This is a genomic window from Rhodococcus sp. OAS809 (assembly GCF_040546695.1).
Taxonomy (GTDB): domain Bacteria; phylum Actinomycetota; class Actinomycetes; order Mycobacteriales; family Mycobacteriaceae; genus Rhodococcus_F; species Rhodococcus_F qingshengii.
Genome location: NZ_JBEPOI010000001.1, coordinates 40,727 through 60,181, shown reverse-complemented (window position 1 = coordinate 60,181; position 19,455 = coordinate 40,727). Strand labels below are relative to the sequence as shown.

16 protein-coding genes and 1 pseudogene are annotated in these 19,455 nt (G+C 62.1%); 10 read left to right on the top strand and 7 right to left on the bottom strand.

Annotated features, from left to right (window positions below; translation table 11 throughout):
- Positions 1-970: 970 nt before the first annotated feature.
- Positions 971-1,189, bottom strand: coding sequence for a hypothetical protein (locus ABIE52_RS00270; RefSeq protein WP_192713540.1), 219 nt, complete (start codon positions 1,187-1,189; stop codon positions 971-973).
- 59 nt (positions 1,190-1,248) lie between these two features.
- Between ABIE52_RS00270 and ABIE52_RS00265 the strand changes: the two genes are divergently transcribed.
- Entirely contained in the window at positions 1,249-1,569 is a 321-nt protein-coding gene (locus ABIE52_RS00265) for a hypothetical protein (protein WP_192713541.1), read from the top strand.
- A 70-nt stretch (positions 1,570-1,639) separates the two neighbouring features.
- Here ABIE52_RS00265 and ABIE52_RS00260 read toward each other — a convergent pair whose 3' ends face one another.
- Complete coding sequence (locus ABIE52_RS00260) at positions 1,640-3,091, bottom strand: MFS transporter (RefSeq protein ID WP_354541367.1); 1,452 nt, start codon at positions 3,089-3,091, stop codon at positions 1,640-1,642.
- Between the two features lie 83 nt (positions 3,092-3,174).
- On the opposite strand from ABIE52_RS00260, the gene ABIE52_RS00255 reads away from it, so the two are divergent.
- Complete coding sequence (locus ABIE52_RS00255) at positions 3,175-4,041, top strand: helix-turn-helix transcriptional regulator (protein ID WP_192713542.1); 867 nt, start codon at positions 3,175-3,177, stop codon at positions 4,039-4,041.
- Positions 4,042-4,272: 231 nt separating this feature from the next.
- On the opposite strand, the gene ABIE52_RS00250 is transcribed toward ABIE52_RS00255, so the two are convergent.
- Positions 4,273-5,088 carry an IS110 family transposase gene (locus ABIE52_RS00250; protein WP_192713543.1) on the bottom strand — a complete coding sequence of 272 codons (816 nt, stop codon included), beginning with the start codon at positions 5,086-5,088 and terminating at the stop codon, positions 4,273-4,275.
- A gap of 787 nt (positions 5,089-5,875) precedes the next feature.
- Between ABIE52_RS00250 and ABIE52_RS00245 the strand changes: the two genes are divergently transcribed.
- Positions 5,876-6,796, top strand: a complete 921-nt coding sequence (locus ABIE52_RS00245; RefSeq protein WP_192713544.1) for a dihydrodipicolinate synthase family protein — start codon at positions 5,876-5,878, stop codon at positions 6,794-6,796.
- 47 nt (positions 6,797-6,843) lie between these two features.
- The gene (locus ABIE52_RS00240) at positions 6,844-7,509 is read left to right on the top strand and encodes a YoaK family protein (RefSeq protein WP_354541366.1); all 666 of its coding nucleotides are present in this window, start codon (positions 6,844-6,846) and stop codon (positions 7,507-7,509) included.
- Positions 7,510-8,668: 1,159 nt separating this feature from the next.
- Here ABIE52_RS00240 and ABIE52_RS00235 read toward each other — a convergent pair.
- Positions 8,669-9,514: an alpha/beta fold hydrolase gene (locus ABIE52_RS00235; protein ID WP_192713546.1), complete on the bottom strand. Its 846-nt coding sequence runs from the start codon at positions 9,512-9,514 to the stop codon at positions 8,669-8,671.
- A gap of 49 nt (positions 9,515-9,563) precedes the next feature.
- Positions 9,564-10,313: a GntR family transcriptional regulator gene (locus tag ABIE52_RS00230; RefSeq protein ID WP_354541365.1), complete on the bottom strand. Its 750-nt coding sequence runs from the start codon at positions 10,311-10,313 to the stop codon at positions 9,564-9,566.
- Between the two features lie 215 nt (positions 10,314-10,528).
- Between ABIE52_RS00230 and ABIE52_RS00225 the strand changes: the two genes are divergently transcribed.
- From ABIE52_RS00225 to ABIE52_RS00200, 6 genes are all read left to right on the top strand, one after another.
- Positions 10,529-12,310, top strand: coding sequence for a gamma-glutamyltransferase family protein (locus ABIE52_RS00225; protein WP_354541364.1), 1,782 nt, complete (start codon positions 10,529-10,531; stop codon positions 12,308-12,310).
- Positions 12,311-12,444: 134 nt separating this feature from the next.
- A complete protein-coding gene (locus ABIE52_RS00220) occupies positions 12,445-14,064 on the top strand; it encodes an MFS transporter (protein WP_192713548.1) in 1,620 nt (539 codons plus the stop codon).
- A 40-nt stretch (positions 14,065-14,104) separates the two neighbouring features.
- Complete coding sequence (locus tag ABIE52_RS00215; RefSeq protein ID WP_192713549.1) at positions 14,105-15,052, top strand: zinc-binding dehydrogenase; 948 nt, start codon at positions 14,105-14,107, stop codon at positions 15,050-15,052.
- A gap of 56 nt (positions 15,053-15,108) precedes the next feature.
- Entirely contained in the window at positions 15,109-15,975 is an 867-nt protein-coding gene (locus tag ABIE52_RS00210) for a mycofactocin-coupled SDR family oxidoreductase (RefSeq protein ID WP_354541363.1), read from the top strand.
- Positions 15,976-16,019: 44 nt separating this feature from the next.
- Positions 16,020-17,162, top strand: a complete 1,143-nt coding sequence (locus ABIE52_RS00205; protein WP_192713551.1) for an alpha/beta hydrolase family protein — start codon at positions 16,020-16,022, stop codon at positions 17,160-17,162.
- 32 nt (positions 17,163-17,194) lie between these two features.
- Positions 17,195-17,611 (top strand): hypothetical protein, encoded by a 417-nt coding sequence (locus ABIE52_RS00200; RefSeq protein WP_192713552.1) that lies wholly within the window; start codon positions 17,195-17,197, stop codon positions 17,609-17,611.
- A 211-nt stretch (positions 17,612-17,822) separates the two neighbouring features.
- Here ABIE52_RS00200 and ABIE52_RS00195 read toward each other — a convergent pair whose 3' ends face one another.
- Positions 17,823-18,683, bottom strand: a complete 861-nt coding sequence (locus tag ABIE52_RS00195; protein ID WP_192713553.1) for an IS110 family transposase — start codon at positions 18,681-18,683, stop codon at positions 17,823-17,825.
- 437 nt (positions 18,684-19,120) lie between these two features.
- Positions 19,121-19,363, bottom strand: a pseudogene (locus ABIE52_RS00185) (phosphoglucose isomerase-related protein); the annotation flags it as partial.
- Positions 19,364-19,455: the final 92 nt, after the last annotated feature.

The window sequence follows — 19,455 nt, the reverse complement described above, 5'->3', positions numbered from 1 at the left end:
TAACCTCAACTCGGCGGGCCACCTTTCGTTTCTACTGAGTCGTGAGCTATCCCCAGATGCTGTGCACGAATTGGGGATAGTTCAACGCTCAAGTATCTGTGACTGCATGAAGACTGGTATCCGGCACTGAGTGCACATAATCTGCGGAGGCGACGCCGGACTTATCCGAGCTGCGGCGGAGCAGTGCCTCTCCGGAAACGCAAGTCACGCGGCTCCTTCCGGTGAGGCACCAAATACTGCGCGTCGACGGGAAATCAAGGGCTCGTTTGCGCGCACGGCCCACCGGACGCTGACACTCACATTCACTTCGGTGGGCCACCCCGAATGCGTGCTGGGTACCGCGAGGTGGCGGCTTCGGCGCGCATAGGCCCGCCGCGTTGGACCCCTATTCCGATGTGGCGGGTCACCAGAACTGCGTGCCTCATCCTTGGTCGGACCTGGGGCGCGCACGGCCCGTCGACACGGTGGAACAAGTCGACGGGCCATCTTTAACTTCGGCGGTCTGGCGGTTCCCGGCACCCCTGGTTCGAATCGCGGTGCGGTTCTATCGTTGATATGTCAGGCTGCGTAGGCAGTTCGACACGGTAAATCGGTCTCTGCATCGCGAAGTGGAGGCGTTCGACACCCCCGACCCAATCGGCTTCCCCGGTCGGGGGTTTGAGCGGGCGGCGGTATGGCTATCACCTGAGCGCGGCGGTTGATCTTTGGACGCGGGGTCTGCCGTACCGGCCCGCCTACCGGGTGTTGCGACCCCGGGGGTGGGTCGCTCGAAAACTGCGCACCGTCTAATGCAACGGTTCGGTGCGCACGGCTCACCGACAGTGCGCTCGCAGTCCCACTCGTCGGTGAGCCCCACAAACGACAACAAGCCCCCCGACCTCGCCGCTGGATGCGATGAGATCGGGGGCTTCGCCGTCTGGGGTTACCCGTCGCAACCGAAGATTTCCACCTTGGCTGTCGAATCGAACAACTAGCTACACCTCGCCCCGTGCTGCAGGGCCAGTTGCGCCGCATAGGTTTTCGCTTTCGCGAATGCCTCTTCGGCGGACTGGACCTGAATATTGATGGTTGTGGACCGGTCGACCGGGGCAGCGCCGACGCCGGCGTAAATCTGGTCCGGTCGATTGGTGGTGCCGACGTTGTACTGCGGCCAGGCTGTGAGACCGGGGGCAGCACCCGCCGACGGCACTGTGGCCTTCGGCGCCTCCTCGAACGCCTGTCAGTAGTAGCTGTTCGGTGGGAGTGCCCTTGAGCGCCGGCACCGAGACCGCGTTCACGATCGCGCGCGAATTACGCCGACGACCGGACGGCCTCGTCGGGCAGAGCGGTCAGGACATCGTGAGCGCGGGCGCGCAGGAACGACACGGTCTCCCGGGCGTGGGCGTCGGTGTCGCCGAGTACCACTCGGAACTGTTTCCAGAATCGCAGTTCCCGGCCGAGCGGGGATGCGAGCGTGCGTACCTGGGCGGTCACCGCTTCCAGTTCGGTGAGAGTGGCCTGCCTGACCGATGGATTCGAGAACCTGCCGCGACGCGCTCACCCGCACCTACTCGCGCCACGTATACCTGAGCTCCCGTCTAGGGTGAGGAAACCACCACCTATGGCAGCTCAGGTCTGGTTCCGTTCCTCCGCCTTCATGTCAGCGTTTCGGGAGGGCGAGGGCAGCAAGGGTGAAGGCGGTGGCGAATGCGGCCTGGACGATCATGGAGACGGCCAGGGCAGTGGTGTAGGCGCTCGTAACGGTTTCTGCTGGTCCGTTGGTGACGGTGATGAGGAACCCGCCGGCGATGGCGACGCCGAGGCCCATTGCTGCCTGCTGTGTTGTCTGAAGCACTCCGGAGGCGGCTCCGGCGTACGAGGGCGGCACGTCGGCGACCATCGCGCCGACGAGGGGTCCGAACATGAATGCTTGGCCGACCCCGACCCCGATCAGGAGTCCGGCGAGCGTCCACGAGTTCATGCCGGTGCCTTGGAGGAGCACGGACACGGCTGTTGCGAACAGCATGACCGCCTGGATGATGCCGCCGATGACAAGAAGCCGTCGGAACCCGAAACGGGGTGTGAGTTTCCCGGACCAGACGGAAACGGCGAAGAAGCTGAGGGCGAAGGGCAGTAGGACGAGCGCCGCGTGTAGTGGGGTCCAGCCCAGTCCGGTTTGAGTGGTGAGTGCATACACGAAGGTGAACGCGCCGAAGGCGGATTGCAGCATGAGGGCCATCACGAGGCCGAGGCGGTAGGAGGCGAGGCGCAACAGCGGCGGCGGGACGAGCGGGGCGGTGTCAGCGCGGTGGAGCTGCAGTTGCCGGACCCAAAAGAGGGCGAACAGGAATGGGGCCGCGACCAACAGCACCCAGCACCAGATCGGCCAGCCGAGAGCGGCCCCCTGGGAAACGGGGACGAGCAACGAGATCAATGCTGCTCCCAGCAGGAGCGTGCCAACCAGGTCGAGAGAGCGGTGTCCGGGAGAGTTGGTGGCGGGAACCCAGCGGAGTGCGGCAAGGAACGACAGGGCGCCCATGACAACGCTGACCGCGAAGACCGTGCGCCACCCGGCGCCGAACAGCGGGACCGAGAGCAGAACTCCACCGAGGACCTGCCCGATCGCCGTCGCGCCGCCGGCGGTGGCACCGAAGAGCCCGACGGCGCGGGCGCGTTCGCGTCCCTGGGTTGACGCGGTGATCGTGGCCAGTACCTGCGGGACCATCGCGGCGGCGGAGATGCCGGTCAGCGCGCGGGCTGTGATCAGCACCGTGATGTTCGGGGAGAAGGTCGCGGCGAGGGAGAAGAGGGTGAAGCCCGCCATACCGAGGAGGAACAGGCGGCGACGCCCGTAGAGGTCGCCGAGACGCCCGGCGAGCACCAGAGGAACCGCGAATCCGAGTGAGTACGCGGAGACGACCAGTGATTGCTCTGCTGCACTCGCGTGTAGGGATGCGCCGATGTCGGGAACGGCGATGCCCGTTGCCGAGAAGCTGACCACGGAGAGAAGGAGTGCGGAGAGCGTCGCGAGCAGCCCCGGAATCCCCAGCGGCACTGGTGGCGACGAAATTGCGGGGGTGGCGCCGGAGTTTGGCGTTGAAGTTTCGGTCACATCACTAGGGTGGATCGGGATTCATGCGGGTACCAGTAGCCTGTTTATAGGGGTACCAGCCGAACCTGGATACGGAGGACGTGATGTCGCAGCATGGAGGCATCAGTGACGAGGGCGGCGCAATCGCGCACCGGGAGCTGGGTGGCTTCCTTCGCAGCCGGAGGGAGAGGCTGTCGCCGGAGGACGTGGGCCTTCCCCCGACGGGACGCCGCCGCACACCGGGTTTGCGACGTGAAGAGGTAGCGGTGCTCGCCGGCGTCGGCGTCACCTGGTATTCCTGGCTCGAACAGGGACGTTCGATCAACGTCAGCACGCAGGTGATCTCGGCAGTCGGTCGGGCGCTGCAACTGGATGACTCGGAAACTCAGCATCTTCGTCGCCTCGCCGGAATGCAGCCCCCCATGCCCGAGGCACCCTCATCCGACCCGGCGCTCTTGAGCGCCATCCAACCCATACTGGACAAGCTGAACCCGTACCCCGCATGCTTGCAGACGTCGCTTTTCGATGTCGTGGCGCACAACCAGGCCTATCGATGGCTCTTCACCGGCATCGATCTGCTTCCGGCACCGGATCGAAACTGTGCAGTGCAGTTCTTCACAGACCCGCAATGGCGCGGCCGCTACCTCGACCCCGACATCGTCGCGACACGGATGGTAGCGAGGATGCGTGCCGCAGCAAGCACCACAGCGAGTCGGGGTACTCCCACGGTCGTCGACCGACTCAAGGAACAGTCCGACGAGTTCGCGCGGCTGTGGACCCGGCACGACGTGCTACTCGAGCACTACGAAGTCAAGCATCTCACCAGCCCACTCGTCGGGCGTCTCAATCTCAACTTCGTCTCCACGGCCATCCCTGAGACCAGTCACCGCATGACGGTGATGACACCAGCAGACAGTGAGACATCTGAGCGACTGGAGGAACTATCTGCGCTCCCCGCGTCAGCCCGGTAATTGCGCACGTGCCGAACGCCCCGTCGTTAGCAACTGAACGTCTTCCGACGGTACCAGCCTCGTCGCGTTCAGCTGTCCTGTAGGCGTTGCCACGGTGGACGAAAAGGATAGCGGCGCATCTGGTTTGAGACAGACTTTACGATACGTCGCGGGTCGTTCACTTTCGGGTGATCCGGATCGCGTGAGGGGCCGCCATCCTCGGGCGGTGGCCCTCCGGTAGGCCTGCCTCGCTCACGGGTCGTCGAGTCGGCTGCCGCTCGCGAAATTCATGACCGCCCTACGGAAGTTCTTCTTGCACGACCACGAACCACCGTTTGTTCGCGTGTACGGATCGGAGGGTCGACGGTGAGGCGCCGGCGAGCGCCGCCAGGCATCATCAGAAGGGAACCGTTTCCGGCAGTCCCGATCTGTGCCAGAACGGTTTCCGCTCTGACCATTCCGGAGCGTGGCAGGCATATGAATATCTTCTGATCGGGCTATGCGCCGAAAAGTTCTAGGATCTGGGTTTCGATCCGGATGATCTCTGCGGTCAGTGTTTCGGGGTGGTGACCAAACTGGTCGTGATCTGCCTATGAGCTTCTGCCTCGACGCCGTCGAGATGCCGCGCTCTACATGCCGATACAGCATCTCTACGGCGATGCCTCCGCTGGAGCCGACTGATCGGAGCCACCGCTCCAGGCGTGCCGGTGAGAGCCACGAAGCTTTGGTTGCGTTAGGGAATCGTCGCAGGAAGCCACTGTGATGGGGCTGTCGAGGCGGCGCAGCAGCCCGACCGCCCCGGGGGAATGCCAACTCGCGGTTCGCTCGGAGTTGGTTCGTCATCTGCACCCGAATCTCGACGAGACCCTTGCAAGTCCGGCACATCGTCCGTGGCGCTTTGGTTTCCGGATGATCCTCTCGTAGCAGCGGCCACCGGTGACCGTCGGTGCGTAGCGTGTCCGCAAGGACGTATGTGTCGAGACGGTCATCCTTGTTGCCTGCCGAGCCGTAACGGGCCGTGAGGCTTTGATCTGACGCGACGGGGCAACGAAACCGCGAGACCGGCATCGATCAATATCTTCAGCGACCGGTCCATAGCTGATTTCAATCGCTACCTTGGCCACCCCGGCCTTGCGGAGTCGGGAAACCAGTACACACAGTGCTTTGCTGTCAGGCGAGACATCGAATCGTTCGACCACTTTGCCGTCGGCGCCGAGGATACACTGCGTGAACCTCAGTGCCCCAATCGATCCCAGCCATGGAACTTGATTCCTGCATGCGCACCTTTTCGCGTCGTCGGGATGCTTCACCATGTGGTAGGCGTTGGTCCTGGTCGCTCACTGCACGGCGCTCGAAGCGCGTGACCCTCTGCCAGTTTCAACGCCGGGTCAGCCGCGCCCTGCGATACTTCTATCGGCCTCGACGGGCGAGCATCAACAGCGGTGGCCCAGCGGCCACCGGGTTCAGCACCAACCATCCTTCCCAGAAGGCAGACGTACGGCCATGGTTGTTCAGTGAGCGTCAACGCGTTGGCCGAAATCGCGATCGGTCTGTACAAGGCGTATGCAGCAGCGCGATGCATTCCGACGTTAACGCCTTTTCGGTCCGCATCTCGTCTTGCGCCGCTCATCGAATCCCGAAAGGCACATCGATGAACCTGACCTAACAGTCGCCGGGCCGAGTGATCGCAGGCCGTCGAAGAATTGAGTCTCGTGTTGCAGCACATGTCTGGGAGATGAAGCGGAAGTCGCGGTGAGATCGTCAACAGGAACCCGGCGACGAAGGCAAAACTGCACTGCCCATATCCGTGTAGAGTGATGCAAAACTATGGTTATTGGATGCAATAGGAGGTGCTATGTCAGCTTGGTCGACCAGCTCGCTGCCGACAGCCTGGGGCATGCTGGCTACGCCGTTCACCGCCGACCTGGCTGCGGTCGACCACGGTTCCCTGCGCGCTCTGGTCGAGTATCTGCGTGGGCAAGGCGTCGACGGCCTTATCGTGCTGGGGGTCATTGGCGAACCTGACATGCTTTCGATGCGCGAGAAGCGGCGTGTGCTGCATACTGTGATCGAGGCCGCTGGTCCCTGTCCTGTGATCGCAACCGCGATGCCGCTCTCGCGTCCGGTTCGTGAACTAGACCTGACGCTGTTCGGGACGGACCTCCGGCACGAACTCAGTGCGGTGATGATCCCAGTGACGTCATCCGACCCTGAGAAGCTGCGAGATGACGTCGACCATGCAGCACGCGTGAGTGGATTGCCGATCGTGATCCAAGACTATCCGCTGTCCACTGGGATTCACATCGCCCTGTCCGACTTGCTGAACGTGGTCACCGTAGACTCTCGGATCGTCGCTGTGAAGGCGGAGGCGCCACCCTCATTTCAACGAATTTCCGAGCTCCGGGCCACGTCCGCCGATCTGCATCTGATCGCGGGCGGGGGTGGGGTGGGAATCATCGAGGACCTTGCTGCTGGTGCTGATGCGATTGCCTGCCAGGCAACCCCGGTGGCGACTCTGCTCAGAGCCGCTGCGAGTGCGCGAGAGGGCCGAATCGACGCGGCCCGAGCGGAACTCGGCGTGGTGGCAGCTCTTGTCAACTACGAGGTTCAGCAACAGAGCAGTATTGCCATCCGCAAAGAGCACTGGCGCCGACTCGGTGTGATCTCGCACGCCGGCGTTCGCGGTAAGCGGATGAACTACTCATCCCAAATGTCGCTCATTACGGAGTCTTTTGGGCTCATGGAACTGAATATCGGAGGGGCGTCACCCGAATGAATCGGATAGGTCGAGCCAGAAATCACCACCACGCCCATCTCGTCCTGATGCTTGTCCTGACTTTCAGTACCGGGGTGATCGATGCGGTCGGCTTCCTCGGGTTCGATCGGGTCTTTACCGGCAATATGACCGGGAATGTGGTGATTCTTGGAATGGGTCTCGCGGGGGTGGACGATTTACCTGTCGCGGGTCCGGCGTTGGCGCTCGTCGGGTTTATGGTGGGGGCCGCGATCGCAGGCCGTGCGATGCGGCACAAGGTTCCTGGTTCCTGGGCGGTCTCAACGACAACAGTGTTCGGTACGGTCGGCGCAACAGTGCTCGCGACCGCGGTGTATGTGGCTGTTGTGGAGTCTTTTTCGTACGTGGTGACGATCGTGATCACCACTGTTCTCGGCACCGCGATGGGATTACAGGCGGCCGCAGCGCGCGTCATCGCGGTCAAAGACGTCACCACCGTCGTGGTCACCTCGAGTATCACCGGTCTGGCAGCGGACTCGTGGTTCGGTGCACGGAACCCAGGTGGAGGAGCGCGGCGGATCGCAGCGGTGGTGGTGCTGCTGGTCGGCGCCGGAGTCGGCGCGGCATCGGTCGTCAGGAATCCCGGTCTCGGACTACTCGTCGCTGCGATCGTGATACTCGCAGTAGCGCTCTTCGGTGCTTTCCCCGTACGGGAACCTGCGACGAATATGCCCGCCACGACGTCGGTCGTCTAGACGGCGCCTCTCTGCGTCAAGACGGGCCTGCGGCCGGGTTGTAGCGTGGAATGTGGTGGTTCGGGAAGTGATTAGTCCGACGTGTCGGCCTGCGGGGTGTCAGCCAGGGTGCGCAGGACCTGAGAGTCGCCCCGAGTGCCTCCCGGGCTCGCCGCCAGCTCTGTCTTCGAGTCGCGGAAAGTTTCCTACAGACGACATCCGACAGGTGCCTCTTCAAACAGCGCAACGCTTTTCAGAGGCTCTTCCCGGCAAGGTCACTTCCGCTGACAGTGCGTGCAGCCCGTTGTTTCTCGACCGATCCGGGTGGTAGTCCTGGTGTGCAGAATATAGTTCGGTTGCCGGTCTCCGTTCCGTGAGAGTCGCTGGCGGACAATGATACCGCGGGAGAATACGTCGGTGGGTGGTACCGGTGTAGCTCGCGAATGCGGCCCGCCGAGCGGAACCGATGAAGCGGGCCGGTCCGGTAGAAGATCCTGCTCGTGTTGCGGACTCCGATCTCGCACAGTTGAAGTCAGTGAGCTGCAGGACTGGCGGGCCGCTGCTTCGATGCCGCGGCGGTATCGGCATCCGCCGATCCAGTTGTCGGACTTCGGCGGCCAGATCGACTGCGAGGGTGCGCATAGTCGGGCCGGCAAGATCGCGGGGGCGGACCCGGTGCAAGTATCACGGCAGCCCGGCCGGCACAAACCCTTTGTGGGGTCCCGCAGAGATTGCATGGGTGAGCACGATATGGAGGCGGTTGACCGCACGGATGGCGGTGTTGACCAGGTCGTCGTAGTGCTCGGACGATCGCTCGCGGTGCGGTCCCCGTGGAATCCATTCGGGCGGTGCTCAGCCTCTGCGCTCTCAGTCTCGGCCCCGGCCGAGGCTGAGTCGTCGCACTTGCGAGTGTGGCCTGGTCGAGCGCAAGCCCTCGACTCCTCCCTCGTCGAACTGGCGCCGCCAGACGCAGTGGACCTGCTGCGCTGATGCCGTAACAGTGGCACTGGCGGCGACATTGCCACTGACTTCCTCGACGTGGCGCAGCACTACGATTTTTGTTTTGCTCGGCGTTCGATCTCTCGTGATGGCATGGGGTCTTCCTCTCATCAGAAGATCCCATGCCACCCCTCCATCAGGTTTGACGGAAAATCGCAGGCGGCCGAGCGTACCTAGTAGTTCAGCAGCTGCCGATACGTTTCTTGATCGCGGAGGCGACGAATTCGGGTTCCTGTTCGGGAAGCCAGTGCGATGCGCCCTCGACAATTGCCAGTTCATAGTCCGCGGTGACATGCTCTCCGCACCTCACGGCACCCGCATAGCCGAGAAACGCGTCGTCGGTGCTCCATATATAGGTGGTCGGAACCGTCACCGGACCGAGGTCGGCAAAGTCTCGGGTCATCGCGCGATACCAGTTCAGGCTGGCCGTCAGCGCCCCTGGTGAACTTTGCCGTGCTAGATACCGATCAATCACCTCGGGATTGACTGCGTCCCCGAAGAAGCTCCGAAATACGCTGCCGCCGTGTCCGAGTAGAGACTCCTCGGCCTCGATCGGGGTCCGGAAGAGGCGGAAGTAAGTCGACCGCTTCTGCTGATCGGCATCGTGAACTGCGGCCCAGCCGAATGCGGCAGGGTGCGGTGACGACACTGCTGTGAACGTGGTCAATTTGTCCGGATGCCGGGCAGCGAGGAACCACCCGACAACAGCGCCCCAGTCGTGGCCCACAAGATGAATTGTATTGATTTCCAACGCATTCAACAATCCAAGTACATCGTCAACCAGGTGGTCGATCCGGTAGTTGTCGATTCCGTTCGGGCGGGCTGCGGGGGAGTATCCCCGCTGGTTGGGGATGATCGTCTGGAAACCGGCGGAGTGTAGGTGGGACGCTACAGTCGCCCAGGACTCAGCGCTTTCGGGAAATCCGTGCAGGAGCATCACAGGTATGCCATCTCGCGGGCCGCTGATCGTGACCTCGAATGTCAGTGTTCCGACCGGGATGTCCACTGTGCGTGCGGAATAGGTCATGACATGAGAGTAATGCATTCGATCGCTGGAAGATAGGATGCAATGTTTCCTAGGTAGTGCCCTGTCCGCGCATTTGTTGATGATCTTCGGCCCAGCGTACGGTCGCGTCGATCGAATGCAAGATGTGGGCGGTCATGGCTTTTCGGGCGCCCCGGCTGTCGTGGGCTGTGATGGCATCGGAAATTGCCTTGTGCTCGGCCAGGTTGCGTCGGAGGAGTCGAGAATTCTGTGAGTAAGCGACAAAGGCCGTATTCTTGGGGTAGCGCCGGTGGATATCTTCGATCGCCAGTACGAGTTGTCGGTTGCCGGAGGCTTCCATGATGACATTGTGGAAATCATCGTTGGCGTGTGTCCATCGCTCGGTCTCTCTGGTTTGCGCGGCCGCCGACTGCTTTGTACGCGCCGTGATTTTGTCGATGATCTGCTGGTAGCCGTCCCAGGCGCTGTGCAGCCGCTGGAGTTGTTCGTCATTGATCCGTTCCGCCGCGAGCGCGGCAGCGAAACCCTCGAGTTCAGCGCGAATCTCGCCCAACTCCCGAATGTCCCGACTCGAGTGGCCGTTGACCTGGGCACCCCGATTGGGGACGATCGTGACGATTCCCCGCGACGCGAGCACGCGGAGGGCCTCCCGGATGGGAGTCCGGCTTGTTCCGAACTCTTCGGCGAGCGTTGAGTGTCGCAGCCAGGAACCCACGGGCGCCTCACCGACGAGGATTCGATGCTGAAGCGCTGAAACGATTTCATCGGCTGCGGAGCCCCCGCCGGCGTCATTGTCCGCTGCCGTCGATCGTGGTGCCACGGTGCACTCTGTCCTCTCGTCGTGCTTGTAGATCGCTCTACAGTCTTCCATCTGCATTCGCTTTGCTGCACGTCAACCCGATAAAGCGCAGGCGGCACCGGCCGGTCGGAATTCCCACGGTGACGTTCGGCTGTCCCAAACACAGATGCATGTTCTGATAGTTTGAATGCAGAATGCAAAAAATGGGATGCAATAGCGCTGAAAGAGGGATGTGAATGGTCACACCAAAGTTGCAAGCGCGACCGGATCTCACGGGCTCATTCGGTATGTGCGCGACGACGCATTGGACGGCGTCGTCAACGGCCCAAGCGGTATTGGAACGCGGTGGCAACGCGTTCGACGCGGCCACAGCAGCGGCCTTCGTTTTGCACATCGTCGAGCCGCACCTCAATGGCCCCGGTGGCGACCTGGTGGCCCTGATCGGGCGCGCAGGCGCACCGGTGCGTGTTCTGGTCGGGCAGGGGCCGGCACCGCAGATGGCATCGATCGACCACTTCCGCGCGGAGGGCCTGGACATGGTTCCCGGATCGGGTGCCCTTGCCGCGACAGTGCCTGGGGCGGTGGAGGCGTGGTTGCTGCTACTGCGCGATTACGGAACCTGGAAGCTCGGCGACATACTCGAGTTTGCGATCCACTACGCGGATCACGGCCACCCGATCCTGCCGCGGGCCGCCGGTGTCATTGACACCGTGGCTGATCTTTTTCGAAATCACTGGCCGACTTCTGCGGAGGTCTGGCTCTCGGCCGAGGGCAGTGCGCCTTCGGCGGGCGCCGTAGTACGTAATGGCTCGTACGCCGCGACCCTACGTGCGTTGATCGCAGCTACAGATAGCGCCGACCGCGTCATGCAGATCGATGCGGCGCGCCGCGAATGGTCGGAAGGATTTGTCGCGCGTGCCGTGATCGACTTCGTCGCCACGGTCAAACATCGCCACTCCACCGGATCAGATCATCATGGAATCCTGTCGTTGTCGGACCTTCAAGGGTTTCGTGCCTCTTTCGAAGAGCCGCTATATGCGAACTTCCGGGGCATCACGGTCGTCAAAGCCGGAACGTGGACCCAGGGTCCGGTGCTGTTGCAAACGCTGGCAATTCTCGCCGGATATCACGACCGCGACCTCGATCTCGAAACGCCGGCCGGGGTACACCGCGCGGTCGAAGCACTCAAACTCGCGATGGCCGACCGCGACTCGTACTACGGAGAACGAACTCCTCGCCGCCAGATCGCCACCCTGTTGTCGCCGAGTTATGCCGCAGCGAGGCGCGATCTGATCACAGATCGGGCGTCCGGTGTATTCCGGCCAGGTCTGATCGGCGCAAACCCGTACATGCCGCCTCTCGTTCTAGAGGACTGCTTGTCGCTCTCGCCTACCGTGGGTGAGCCGACTGTGTCGTTGAGTGGGCAAACCCGCGGTGACACATGTCATCTCGATGTTGTCGACAAGTGGGGAAATATGATCGCGGCCACTCCCTCGGGTGGTTGGTTGCAATCGTCGCCCGCCATTCCCGGCCTGGGATTCTGTCTCGGAACCCGGCTGCAGATGTCATGGCTCGATGAGGCCAGTCCATCGGCACTCGCGCCGGGGTGCCGACCGCGAACGACGCTGAGCCCCACAATGTTGGTTCGTGGGGGGCAAGTAATCTCCGCGCTCGGAACGCCAGGCGGCGATCAACAGGACCAGTGGCAATTGCTCTATCTCCTACGCACATTGATCGGCAACCACACTCCTCAGGAGGCCATCGAGGCGCCGGCGTTCCACACCACCAGCTTTCCTGCGAGCTTTTGGCCGCGGACGTGGACGCCGGCCGGTCTGGTTGCCGAGGATCGACTGGGTGACGAGGTCATCGATGAGTTACAGGAAAGAGGGCATCACGTCACTCGCGCAGGCGACTGGACTCTGGGACGGCTATCGAGTGTCACCCGGGACCCGTACAGCGGGTTGCTGGGCGCTGCGGCGAATCCTCGTGGGGCACAGGGTTATGCAGTAGGTCGATGACGGGTGCATAGGCAGTCTCGGATTAACGGGGTGTAAAACTTTTCCGAATCGCCGACAAATTGCATCCAATTGCGTAGATTTAGCATTCATAAGAGCTTCGCGCATCGTGGATTCGGTGAACAAGAAGGGTTGACATGAGCCAGACGAGAGTTGGTCCGGAGGACGCTTGTCGCACCAACGTAAAATCTAAAGAACGGTCACGCCTGACGCGTGCGCTCATCGATCGGCAGCTCGACTACTACCCGGTGGGTGCGGAGCGGAAGTTACGTCTCGCACTTGCGGTCGCAGCCACGGTCATTCTGTACTACCAGCAGTACACATTCGGAGCTGTCTCCTCGCAGACCAGTGCCGAATTCGGAATGTCATTCATGTTCTTGGCCGGGGGACTGGCGCTCTGCAATTGCGTCGGAGCGTTCGGGTCGCTCGCGGCCGGTGTCGCGGACCGATTCGGTCGAACCAACGTCGTGGTGTACGGCCTGATTATCCTGAGCTTGCTCACCGCGGTGGCCATGCCGCTGACCACCGACAAGTGGATGTACATCTTCTGGTCGTGCTGCATCGGACTGTTCGAGGGGATGCTGCTGGTCGCAACGCCCGCGCTGGTCCGAGACTTCAGTCCGCAGACAGGTAGAGCAACTGCGATGGGACTGTGGGCGGTCGGTCCGGCGGCCGGCTCGCTCTGCGCAACCGCTATCGCCGCGGCAACTCTGGGCGCGTTCAACGATGCGTGGCAAAGCCAGTTCATCCTCGCGGGCGTCATCGGTTTGGTACTGGTGCTCATCGCCCTGCCGTTCATGAAAGAACTCAGTCCGGCGCTGCGAGATCAGACCATCGTCTCGGAGAGCGACAGTGAACTCCTGGAGGTGCGGGCAGCGAGCGGTGAGGTCGAGGTCAGCAGATCCTGGAAGCCGCTGATGCGGCCGGCCATTCTCCTCCCTGCCATAGGGTATTCACTGGTCTTGTTGTTCTACTACACCATCGTCACCGTTGCGCCGCTGATGTTCGGTACCGGATTCGGGTTCACCTCGACACAGTCGAACACCATTGTCTCGGTTGCCTGGGCGTTCAACATCCTCATCGCGTTGTTCTTCGGGGCAATTGTCGATAAATACCTGGTGCGTAAGCCTTGGATCCTGTTGGGCGCCTTGATGTGTATCGTATTCCAGATCGTCTTGCTGTCGATGGTCGGAACCGATGCGAGCATCACTGTAGTGGGCATCGTGATGGCCTGTCTCGCGATGTCATGGTCGGTATTTCAGATCCCGTGGTTCGCGGCGTATACCGAGACGATCGAAGCTCACAGTCCCAGTCTGGTCGCGAGCGGAATGGCGATCTGGGCATGGGTGTTGAGAATTGTCGTGACGCTGTCCTTCCTCTTCGTTCCGCAGGTCGTCTCCTCTTTGACCACGCTCATCCAAAGTGATCCGACGGTCGCCGAGTTCGAGGCCGCAGAGGCCTCCGGGACCCCGGTGTCTGCTGAGCTCTCCGACAAGATGGCGGCGATCGCCACGGCTTCTGAGGACGTGATCGGTCAATGGCAGCTGTGGATGTGGATCGCAGTGGCCAGCGCGATCGTGTTCATCTTCACGATCCCGGCCCTCACTGGGCGGTGGACAATCGCGAAGGCTCGCGAAGATCGTGAGCAGCACGTAGCAACGCGGCAGCGGGAGTTGGCGCGACACCAATTGCACAAGCCTGACGAGGTCCCGCAGCTCGAGGAAAAGATCGAGCCACGCCACGACCTCATGACCTGATATCTCACTGACCCCGAACAGCAACAGAAAGGATTTTACGATGCGTGCTCTTGTCGTAGACCACTCAGCGCAAAATGGGATCGGCCTCGCCGACGTTCCCGAACCCATCCCTGCGGAGAACCAGGCGCTGATCAAAATCGAGGCGGCATCAGTCAATTTCGGCGAGGTGTCACTTGCGGCGGACCTCGTATCACATATGGACAGGCCACCGGCCGGATTCGTCCTCGGTGCCGATGCCGCCGGGGTGGTGGAACGCCGCGCCGCAGATGGTTCGGGACCACCGGCCGGTGCTCGGGTGGTAACGCTGGGTGCCGGGGGTGCCTGGGCAGAACGTCGCGCGGTGAACACAGACCTCCTCGCAGTAGTGCCGGATGCCGTCGACCTGGGTGAGGTCAGTACAGTGCCGATCGCTGGCCTGACGGCTCTGCGTGCGCTGCACAGGGTGGGAACATTGCTGGGTAGACGGATACTCGTCACCGGATCGACCGGCGGAGTCGGACGGTTCGCGATCCAGCTGGCCCGCCAGGCCGGTGCGTACGTGATCGCAGTAACCGGCGATCCAGACCGACAACGCGAAGGCCTGATAAAGATCGGGGCCCACGAGGTCGTGGACAGTGCGCGATCGGTGACCGAACCACTCCACGGGATCATCGACATGGTCGGTGGAGACGAGCTGGTCGCGGGGTTTGCGCGTTTGGCTGAGCACGGGACGCTGGTCGCTGTCGGCCATGCTGCCGGACAACCCGAAAACTTCTCCTACGGAGCACTGTTCGGTGACGATGGGGGGCACGATCGCTCGCTGGTGACATTCCATCTGACAGGCTGCACTGACCTGGCACCCGATCTGCGATGGCTCGCAGAGAGCGTGGGTCGAGGATCTCTCGATCCTCAGATCGCCTGGCGCGGCAAGCTCGATGAGGCAGATCAGGCATTCTCAGCCCTACTGAATCGGACGTTGCGCGGCAAGGCTGTCATCGACATCGTGTGAGCGCCGACTTCCCCTGTGGAGTCGCTAGAAGGACAAACATGACAAGGAGAGACCCTGTGAGTTCGTTCGAAGGAAAAGTCGCATTCATCACCGGTGGCGGTCGAGGGATGGGACGCGAAATCGCATTGGAGTTCGCCAGACAGGGCGGTGACGTCATCATCACCGACATCGCTTCCGATATCGAGGCTATTCCGTACTCCCTCGCCTCGAAGGAGGACCTGGACGAGACGAAGGCCCTCGTGGAAGCCGAAGGCGTCCGATGTATCGCACGTGTCGCCGACGTTCGAGACCAGCAAGCACTCGACGATGCGGTTGCCGCGGGTGTCGAGGTCTTCGGCCGAATCGACGTCTTGTCCGCGAACGCCGGTGTCTACGACTGGTCGAGTTCTCGGCTGTGGGAGACATCCGACGCCGCATGGTACGCCCAGATCGGAGTGTGCCTCGAGGGCGTGTGGCGGAGCGCGAAAGCTGTCGCACCGCAGATGATCAAGCAGGGTCGGGGCGGATCGATGGTCTTCACCTCGTCCAATGTTGGTGTGGAAGGGGCGCCCTGCTCGGCGCCCTACGTGGCTGCGAAACATGGTGTCATCGGACTTATGAAGACTGCAGCGCTCGAGTTGGGTGAGCTGGGAATCCGGGTCAACGCTGTGCTCCCGAGCACCACGGACACGAAGATCAACGATCATCCGGCCGGTTGGCGCCGGGCCAGCGGGAAACCAGATGGAACGCGAGATGACTACCTTGATGCGGTGCACCAGTGGAGCATTCTCCCTAACACGACAGCGCTACCGCCGCAGGCGACGGCCAAGGCAATCGTCTGGCTTGCCTCGGATTCGGCCGAATACATCACGGGTGTAGCACTTCCCGTCGACGCCGGACACCTGACGCTCCCGGGATTCAATCCGTGGCCTGTCCGCGACTGACAGAGGCCATCTGTAACTTCCAACCGACTTAAGGGGCAACCTTCATGACCGATCGTTCGATTCTCGACCTCTGGCCCGGCAACGCCCTGTGGTCTTCGCAGGTCGTCCGACTGGCGGCCCTGTCCTATTCGCGGGGAGCTGACCTATCCGAAGTGGTGTCCGCAGTTGCCGGCATTCGATCGGGAGACTCCGACGGTTGGTACAAGGCCTTCGACGACCTTGCCAACCGAACGCGTGATCAAAGCGAAGCCCTGGGTGCTGATCATCGGCTGTCGCGACGAGATCTACTCTGGCGAGCCAGCATGTACTACCGAAACGCCGGTGTGTTCCTGGCCCCGTCCGACCCGAGAGCGATGGAGGCCGCTGAGTCTCGACGACAGACGTTCGGCGCCGCAGCAGAAGCGCATCCCGAGCCGATAGAGCAAATAGAGGTGCCCTTCGGAGATACTTCACTGCCGGGGTGGTTCTGCACCGGTACAACGTCGGACGCCGGGCCGCGGCCGATCGTCATCGTGGTCGGCGGAACCGACGGTGTAGCCGAGGAGATGTACTTTGCGCTCGGTGGCGCATTGGTGGCACGTGGTTACAGCGTGCTGGTATTCGACGGTCCCGGGCAGGGTGAAGCTCTGCGCCGCGGAGTCCTGGCTCGGGCCGACTTCGAGGTGGCGATCTCGGCAGCGATCGATTTCGTCTCCGAGAGGCCGGATGTGAATGCAGACCGTGTCGGTCTCGTAGGACACAGCCTGGGCGGCCTCTATGCGGCGCGAGCCGCCGCATCGGATTCTCGACTCCGTGGAACTGTCATCGCAAGCGCTCCATTCGACCTACTCGCAAACCTCACAGGAGGAGACTCGTCGGATACCGATGAGACCGCCATGGGATTCTTCGTCGCGCTGTATTCGGAACTGACCGGTTCTCAGTCGCTGGACGAAGCACTACGCAAGCTCGCAGACTTCCATCTGCGCGACGCCGTCAAAAACATCCACACGCCATTGCTGGCTCTTTACGGCGCCGACGACGCACTTGTCGCGGTTGCCGACGGGGAGCGCATCCTCGCCGAGGCCCCAACCACGGACAAGACCTTGATCGTCTATCCCAGTGGTTCGCCGGGAAGTTCGCACTGTCAACAGGATTCGCTGCCAGTGGCACAGCTCGACCTGTGCAATTGGATCGAGAGTCACATCTAATTCGTCTGAAGTGCAACCGAAGGAGATTACCTATGAGTACCGATCCAGCCCCCGAAGGCACCTACTCTCCGGCGCCCGGTGACACCCTTATCTTCGAAAATGGCCGGGTGCGGGTATGGAGCATGACACTTCCACCGCACGGCATGTATGACTTCCATCAGCACCACCACGACCATGTGGTGATCTGGCCCGACGCGGGGCGCGCCGAGGCCCAAGAGCTGGGGGACCCTCACTGGTCCATCTCACAAACGGCCGAAGAAGGATTTGTCATCTTCAAAACCGTCGGGCACGGCGAACCACTCACCCCCCACCGGATCAGGAACCTCGAAGATCGTACTGTCACCCACTACATCGTCGAGCTAGTCAGCGAAAAGTCTCCGGAATCAACGGCGCTGCCGGCAGAAACCAATGCCCGAGGGAGATTCAACGACGCGCGCGCCGATACATGAAGCCCATACTTGCGCCTGGGTGGGGACTGTCCCTAGCTCCTCTGTCAAGCAGCTGCATCGATGAGCGTCAGTGACCGGTCCACGACCATGGCACGGAAGACGACAGCGGAAAGTCGACGCTTGAGAACCCGAAGGGCTTCCATCCCTCCGTCACCGTTCTTTCGGCGTCGGTCGAGCAATTCGCGGGCGGGTGTGTGGCACCGTGCTTGAGTCAGAGCAATCCTATGAATGCCGGCATTGATCTGCCGGTTCCCTGTGCGCGAGAGACGATGTCGAGCATGACTCGACGACCACACCGGTAACGGTGCGGCTGGCGTTGTGGCGGGCAAATGCCATCCTTGGAGTGGAACCGGCCGACCTGCGCGGTCTCACCGAGGATCTTCGCCGCGGTCAACGCGCCGCAGCCCGGGATCGCCAGCAAGGACGGCGCCAATACGGTGGTTCGGGAGGTGATCTCGGCGGCGAGTTCATCAAACTCGACCGTGAGACGGCGGAGATGGTCGACGAGTCGGGCCGCGAGGTCGGTCACCAGCCCGGCGAAGTCCGACACATGCGCCTCAACTTTGACAAAGGCGCTGGCCCGATCCATTTTCGCCGGCTGTGTCCACCCCGGATCGAGTTCGTGCAAATGCCAACGCAGCCGAGCGATGATGCTGCCGACAAGGTCTTCACGGTGATCGACGAGGAGCCTGATTTCGCGCTCGACGCCGTCGAGGCGGGCGACCGGCAGATCCGGCTCGCGCAGAGCGGCTCGGGCGACGGCAAGAGCGTCGATCGGATCTGATTTTCCGTAGCTGCGGGCTGAGTCTCGGGCGTGGGCCATCAACTTCGGTGGTACTCGCACTACCCGTTCTCCGGAAGCGATCAGGTTTCGCTCGAGTCGTCGGCTCAGGTGCCGGCAATCCTCGATTGCCCAGATGCACTCATCGTCTTTTCCGTCTCGCCCATTGCAGGAGCGTGAGGTGGTCTTTGCTTGTCGTGCCAACGGTTTTCGTCGATAGCTGTTGCCCCATCTGATCGGTGGCGACGCGGTGTGGGTGCGCTTGTGCGCGTCGATTCCGATGACGATCATGATTGTTGTGTCTCCTGCCTCGATACCGGGTTGGTGGCATGGGCCGGTCGATCGGCATATACCAGTCAGGGGCGACGCCACGCCCCTCTCGAGCCAGATCGCCGGGGTCCTTTCGGTGTCGGCTGGCCGCAGTAGGGACATTAGCCACGGAGGCGAAAAAACGGTGGAGCGAACCAGCCGACCTATCAATCGTGACACTGGTTTAATCAGTGTTTCGGCCTGAGACGCTGAGAGAATGCTCGGTGAGTGGTGTCGTGATGACGACGACACTGGATGATGTGAGGAAGAAGAGGGACGAGCCTTCTGCGGACCCCGCAGCGACAGCGGAACTGGCACGCCTAGCCCAGGAACAAAGCCTGTCGCTGCCCGGACCGGACGGGCAGTTCGAGCAGTTCACCAAAACCGTTCTGGAAAACGTGTTGAACGAGGAGATGTCCGAGTACCTCGGCGATGGCAAGAACCAGGCCCCGCCCGTCCACCTATCAGCTGATTTTCCAACGGCATACGCAGGGCCAGGGCAGTGTGTAGCACTGCGCGATCTTCCGAGGTGTTGACGTGCGCACCGGCCAGCATGGCATCCCGGTGTTCCTCCACCGCGGCCGTCCGGGCTAGGCCGTGGTCTCCCGGGTGACCCGGTGCTTGCTGTAGTCGATATAAAGGTCGGCAGCGGTGACCGCGAGGAGGTGGTCCTCGATCTGGGATTATCTGAGCTGAGTAAAGCGGCGCTGGAGTCGGAAGTGTGACGTGGGGCGGGTGGTTTCGAAGGATATTC